Origin of the sequence: Streptomyces sp. WAC05292, from assembly GCF_003949955.1 — a bacterium.
In the GTDB taxonomy this organism is placed as follows: Bacteria; Actinomycetota; Actinomycetes; order Streptomycetales; family Streptomycetaceae; genus Streptomyces; species Streptomyces globosus.
On record NZ_RPSE01000427.1, the window covers coordinates 1 to 5158 of the forward strand.

General features: G+C 75.6%; 6 protein-coding genes. 2 read left to right on the top strand and 4 right to left on the bottom strand.

Annotation, left to right across the window (positions count from 1 at the left end; all coding sequences use genetic code 11):
• Both EF903_RS28435 and EF903_RS28440 read right to left on the bottom strand, forming a co-directional pair.
• Nucleotides 1-708, bottom strand: a 708-nt coding sequence (locus EF903_RS28435; protein WP_125547883.1) for an MFS transporter, incomplete at its 3' end; no start/stop codon positions are given.
• Between the two features lie 107 nt (nucleotides 709-815).
• A complete protein-coding gene (locus EF903_RS28440; RefSeq protein ID WP_125547884.1) occupies nucleotides 816-2210 on the bottom strand; it encodes an NADP-dependent succinic semialdehyde dehydrogenase in 1395 nt (464 codons plus the stop codon).
• Nucleotides 2211-2416: 206 nt separating this feature from the next.
• Here EF903_RS28440 and EF903_RS28445 point away from each other — a divergent pair, with 206 nt between their 5' ends.
• Nucleotides 2417-2788, top strand: a complete 372-nt coding sequence (locus EF903_RS28445; RefSeq protein WP_125547885.1) for an STAS domain-containing protein — start codon at nucleotides 2417-2419, stop codon at nucleotides 2786-2788.
• A gap of 133 nt (nucleotides 2789-2921) precedes the next feature.
• A complete protein-coding gene (locus EF903_RS28450; RefSeq protein WP_125547886.1) occupies nucleotides 2922-3383 on the top strand; it encodes a Rieske (2Fe-2S) protein in 462 nt (153 codons plus the stop codon).
• Nucleotides 3384-3393: 10 nt separating this feature from the next.
• On the opposite strand, the gene EF903_RS28455 is transcribed toward EF903_RS28450, so the two are convergent.
• Together EF903_RS28455 and EF903_RS28460 are read right to left on the bottom strand one after the other, a co-directional pair.
• Entirely contained in the window at nucleotides 3394-4335 is a 942-nt protein-coding gene (locus tag EF903_RS28455; protein ID WP_125547887.1) for a nucleoside hydrolase, read from the bottom strand.
• Nucleotides 4336-4486: 151 nt separating this feature from the next.
• On the bottom strand, nucleotides 4487-5158 hold a 672-nt coding region (locus EF903_RS28460), incomplete at its 5' end, for a CapA family protein (RefSeq protein WP_185902873.1).

Sequence of the window (5158 nt, forward strand, 5' to 3'; positions counted from 1 at the left end):
GGCGGATCCCGTTCCTGCTGGCGCTGCCGCTGGGGGCGGCGGCTCCTCCAGCCCGGCCCGCAGCCACAGCGCCACCGCCCCCAGCGGCAGCGCCAGCAGGAACGGGATCCGCCACCCCCATGCCCGCAGGTCGTCCGCGGGCAGCGCCCAGGCCAGCGCCGCGGCCGTGCAGGCACCGGCCAGCAGGCCGAGCGCGACGGTGAACGACTGCCAGGCGCCGCCCAGGCCGCGGCGCCCCGGCGGCGCGTGCTCCGTCATCAGCGACACCGCTCCGCCGAACTCGCCCCCGGCGGAAAGCCCCTGGAGGACCCGCAGGAACGTCAGCAGCAGCGGGGCGGCGGCGCCGACCGAGGCGCGCGTGGGCAGCAGCCCGATCGCCGTGGTCGCCGCCGTCATCAGGCTCACAGCCGCGATGAGTGCCTGCCGCCGCCCGACCCGGTCGCCGATCCGCCCGAACAGCAGGGCGCCGACCGGGCGGAAGAAGAAGGCGAGGGCGAACGAGGCGTACGTCGTGACGAGGGCGGCGGCGCCGCCCGCACCGCCCCCGGCCGGTGCGAAGAAGTTCTCCGCGATGACCGTGACCAGGCAGCCGTAGACGCCGAACTCGTACCACTCGACGAGGTTGCCGACGCAGCCGGCGAGAACCGCCCGCCGGGGCCCCGAGGGCCGGCCGGGGGCCGCGCGCAGGCGCAGTTCGAGAGGGCTCACCCGTGCTGCGTCCCCCCTCGGCGGGCCGGCGACGCCTCCGGGCGGCAGGGTTCAGCACATCGGCAGAACCCCGCCGGCGGCGCCGGGCCGCGACCGGCGCCCCGGGGTCAGTCCGCCGCCTGCCACACCGTGGTGACGTTGCAGAACTCGCGGATGCCGTGCCCCGACAGCTCCCGCCCGTAGCCGGAGCGCTTCACGCCGCCGAACGGCAGGGCGGGATGCGAGGCGGTCATGCCGTTGACGTAGATGCCTCCGGCCTCCAGGTCGCGGACGAACCGGTCGACGTCCTCCTCGCTGCGCGTCCACACGTTCGAGCTGAGCCCGAACGGCGTGTGGTTGGCCCGCTCCACCGCCTCGTCGAGGTCCGCCACCCGGTACAGGGTGGCCACCGGCCCGAACGTCTCCTCCTGGTCGATGCGCATGCCCGGGGTGATCCCGGCGAGGACCGTCGGCTCGTAGTACCAGCCCCGCTCCAGCCCCGGCGGCCGTCGCCCGCCGCACAGGACCTCCGCCCCGGCGGCCACCGCGTCGTCGACGAGCTCCTCCAGGTCGGCGCGTCCCTGCTCGGTGGCGAGCGGGCCCACGTCGGTGCCCTCCAGCATCGGATCGCCGACGCTGAGCGCGGCCATCGCGGCGCGGAACCGCTCCGCGAACTCGTCGTACACGTCCGCGTGCACGATGAACCTCTTGGCGGCGATGCAGGACTGCCCGTTGTTCTGCACCCGCGCCGTCACCGCCGTCCTGACGGCCCGGTCGAGGTCGGCGGACGGCATGACGACGAACGGGTCGCTGCCGCCCAGTTCCAGGACCGTCTTCTTCACCTCGTCGCCGGCCGCCGCGGCCACCGCCCGGCCGGCCGGCTCGCTGCCCGTCAGCGTCGCCGCCGCGACCCGGGGGTCGCGCAGCACCGCCTCCACGTCACCCGAGCCGATCAGAAGGGTCTGGAAGCAGCCCCGCGGGTACCCGGCCCGTTCGAACAGCCCGTCCAGGTACAGAGCCGTCTGGGGGACGTTCGAGGCGTGCTTGAGCAGGCAGGTGTTGCCGGCCATCAGAGCGGGCGCCGCGAACCGCACCACCTGCCACAGCGGGAAGTTCCACGGCATCACCGCGAGCACCACCCCCAGCGGCCGGTAGCGGGTCCGCACGGAGGCGGCCCCGCTGTCACGGACGTCGGCGGCATCCGGCACCTCGTCCGCCAGGAGGGACTCGGCGTTCGCCGCGTACCAGCGCATCGCCTTCACGCACTTGGCGGCTTCGGCGCGGGCGGCCGCCAGCGGCTTCCCCATCTCCTCCGTCATCGTCCGTGCGATGTCCTCGTTGTCCGCTTCCAGCAGGTCCGCGGCCCGCAGCAGCAGCTCCGCCCGCTCGGCGAAGCCGGTCCTGCGATGGACGGCGAAAGCCCGCACGGCGTCGTCCAGACACCGCTCCACGGCCTCCGCCCCCATCGGCTCGAAGGTGCGCACCGTCTCACCCGTCGCGGGGTTCACCGTGGCGATCGGCAATGTCGGCTCCTCGGGTCGTCGGCCTGGGAGGCAGGCCTCGGCGGGCAGGCCTCGACCCTGCCCGGCGGGGCACACCGGCGCAACGCGGCGCGCGGTGCCACCGCGGACGGGGGTGCGGCGGCGTATGGTCGCCCGCAGGGGCCGACGCCCGCGGAAACGGGCCCGGATGGGTCCTGCTCGGCCCCGGAGGGAGGCCTGAGGACCGCATGGCAGCAGACGCGCACGGGACGGGCGGGGGCGGCGGGCACGGCTTCACCGCGGAGCTGAGCCGGAGGGGACCGATCGCGGTCGTGGCCCTGTCCGGGGAACTGGACCACGACGGGCCGCAGCCGCTGCGGGACGCGATCGGGCAGGCACTCGCCGGGGGCGCCGAACGGGTCCTGGTGGACTGCACCGGCCTGGAGTTCTGCGACTCCACCGGGCTCAACACCCTGCTCCGGGGGCGGATGGACGCGCAGGCCGCGGGCAGCACGCTGGAACTCGCCGGGATCCGGCCCGCGGTGGCCCGGCTGTTCGAGATCACCGGGGCGGGGACGCTGTTCACCGTCCACGACACGCTGCCGGAGGAGGCGGGCTGACCACCGGACACCGCCCGACCGCATGTTCCCCTGCCGTCCGGTGAACCGCCCGCGCCCGCCAGGCGTGTACCTCCTGAGACCGGGGAGGCAGACGATGCCCCGGCCTGCTCACGGGACGAGAAGGAGAACGGTCATGGGCGACACGACACGCCGGCGCACGGTCCTCGCGGCGGGCGCCGCCACGCTCGCCGGCGCCGCACTGACGGCCTGCGGCGGCGACGGAGGCTCCCCGGCCCCGGACGCCTCCGGCGCCCAGGGCGCCCCGCCCGCCGGGGACCCCGCGGCGGGCGGCCCGGGGGCAGGGGGAGGCGGCACGCTCGCCCGGACCTCCGACATACCGGTCGGCGGCGGCAAGGTGTTCAAGGACCGCAAGGTCGTCGTCACCCAGCCCACGGCCGGCCAGTTCAAGGCGTTCTCCGCGACCTGCACCCACCAGGGCTGCTCGGTCGCCTCGGTCTCCGACGGCAACATCGTCTGCCCCTGCCACCAGAGCCTGTTCAAGGTCTCCGACGGCTCGGTCGCCGGCGGCCCCGCCACCCGCCCGCTGGCCCCGGCCAGGATCACCGTCGACGGGGACAGCATCTCGCTGGCCTAGGCAGCCTCTGTCAGTCGGCCCCGAGCGCGCCGACGGCGGCGACGACCCGGTCCCAGAACCGGTCGGCGTCCAGGGTCGTCGCCACCCGCGCGTTCACCGGCCGGCCGGTCTGCCCGAGCAGGTCCACCACCGTGGCGCCCCGCGTGTACCGGCCGGACAGCTCCACCACGACGTTCGCGTCGACGCACCCCACGATCCCCGGGTCGATCACCCGGGCCACCGCCACCGGATCGTGCAGCGGCGGATGCGCGAACCCGTACAGCTCGCGATAGGTGCCCGCGAAGAACGTCAGCAGCCCCGCGCAGACGTCGCCGAGCGGCGTCCCCATCCCCGCGAAGCGGGACACCACCTCGGGCGTCGCCAGCGCCTGGTGCGTCACGTCCAGCCCGCACATCGTCAGCGGCACCCCGCTGCGGAAGACGATGTCCGCTGCCTCCGGATCGGTCAGCACGTTGAACTCCGCGGACGGCGTGCGGTTGCCGCGCCCCGCCGAACCGCCCATGAGGACGATCTCCCGGATCCGGCCGGCGTCCCCGGGGTGGCGGGTCAGCAGCAGCGCGATGTTGGTCAGCGGGCCGGTCGGGACGAGCACCACCGGCTCGGGGTGCTCGGCGAGGATCCGGTGGATGAGGTCCACGGCGTGCTCGGGCACGGTGGCCACCGAGGGCTCCGGGAAGCCCGGCCCGTCGAGGCCCGACACGCCGTGCACGTCGGCCGCCACAGCCAGCGGCTGCACGAGCGGCCGGTAGCAGCCCGCGGCGACCGGCACCCCGGTGATCCCGGCGACCGTGCACACCCGCAGCGCGTTCAGCGTGGTCTTCGGGAGGGTCTGGTTGCCCGCGACCGTCGTGACGGCGAGCAGGTCGACGCTCGGATCACCCGCCGCCAGCATGATCGCGAGGGCGTCGTCGTGCCCCGGATCGCAGTCGATGATGATCGGTACGGGGCGCACGGGCACGGCCACTCCTCGGATTCGCTTCCGGTCGCGATCAGTGTGCCCGCCCGCCGCCTTCGGCGACAGCAGGCCCGCCAGCCACCGCGGCCGGCCGGCCGAGGACCACACGCCCGCCAAGTCGCCTCGGCCGCCGACCACTTGGGCGTGCTCACACCGGTACGAACGTCCAGGACGCCGGATCCCCGCCCCCGCCCGTGCTCCCGCCCTCGCCTGCGCCCGCCGTACGCAGCCCCCGGCCGGTGCGCTCCAGCAGCTCCCGCAGCCAGGCGGCGTCCTCCGCGGGGGCCCGGTACAGCCGCAGGGCGAGCGGCCGGAACACGGTGATGCGCAGGCTCTCCAGCCGCCCCGTCTCCGGGTCCAGCGCGGCCAGGTACAGCGGGCGCAGGTCGTCGCGGTAGCGCTCGTAGCCTCCGATGCCCTCGTAGTCGTCGACGAAGTCGCCGCAGCCGTGCAGGATCAGCTTCCCCCGGTACAGCTCCAGCGGCCGCGCGTGGTGGGAGGAGTGGCCGTGCACGACGTCAGCGCCGGCGTCGACCAGGGCCCGGGCGAACGCGGCCCGGCCGTCGGGGACCCCGTACCCCCAGTTCGACCCCCAGTGCACCGACACCACCGCGATGTCCCCCGGCCGCTTCTCCTCCCGGACCCGGCGGGCGAGGGCGCGCGCGGCCGGACCGCCCGGCGTGTCCACGTACGCCACCCCCGCCCGGCGGCCGGTCGCCGCCCACTCGGGCGGGATGCCGCTGGACGGCATCCCGAACGCGAGGACGGTCACCCGGCGGCCGCCGCCGAGGGGGACCGCCGCCGCCCGCCCCGCCGCGCC